The 654-nt window shown below is 42.4% G+C and carries 1 pseudogene; it reads left to right on the top strand.

Annotated elements, in window-relative coordinates:
* A pseudogene (locus ACEN3Z_RS11900) lies at nucleotides 1-654 on the top strand (protein rlx); the annotation flags it as partial.

Here is a 654-nt window from a genome sequence, read left to right as displayed (position 1 = left end):
GTAAGAAATTTAATAATAATAAACAAGCCTTACGTAATGTCAGAGATTTCAATGACGAGGTTTGCCTGGAACATGGTTTAAGCGTACCAGAGAAAGACACAGCACGCTTACGTTATACGCAAACGGAAAAAGCGATTGCTGACCCTAATACGAAATCAACAGCCCAATATTCATGGAAAGATGAAATCAGAGAGGCCATCGATCAATCACAGGCCACCAATATGGACGAATTCAAAGACCATTTAAACCAACATGGTATTGAAATTGAACGTGTCACACCCAAAAGTATTACCTATCGACATTTAGCTGAAGATAAAAAAGTACGTGGCCGTAAACTCGGCGAAGATTACAATAAAGGGGGTATCGAAGATGGCTTTGAAAGACAAATTCAACGACGAAGACAACAAGAACGAGACTCAGACACCGAATGCCAGCCAAAACGACCAACTTCAAACCGTGATGAATCAACTGAACGAGATACAGGCATCACTCAAGCAGATTGGGAACAATTCGCCCAAGACACAAATGAGCTTGAGCGTAGCCGACAAGCTGCAGAGTCAGCAAGACTTGCTGATGAAAAGGCTCGAAGAGATCGAGAAGAGAGAGCACGAAAGAAACAAACGTCACGAACAATTATTAACGACGATCGAGACC

Origin of the sequence: Ruoffia sp. FAM 26254 (genome assembly GCF_045528545.1) — a bacterium.
Taxonomy (GTDB): domain Bacteria; phylum Bacillota; class Bacilli; order Lactobacillales; family Aerococcaceae; genus Ruoffia; species Ruoffia halotolerans.
This window is presented reverse-complemented; position numbering and strand designations above follow the sequence as displayed.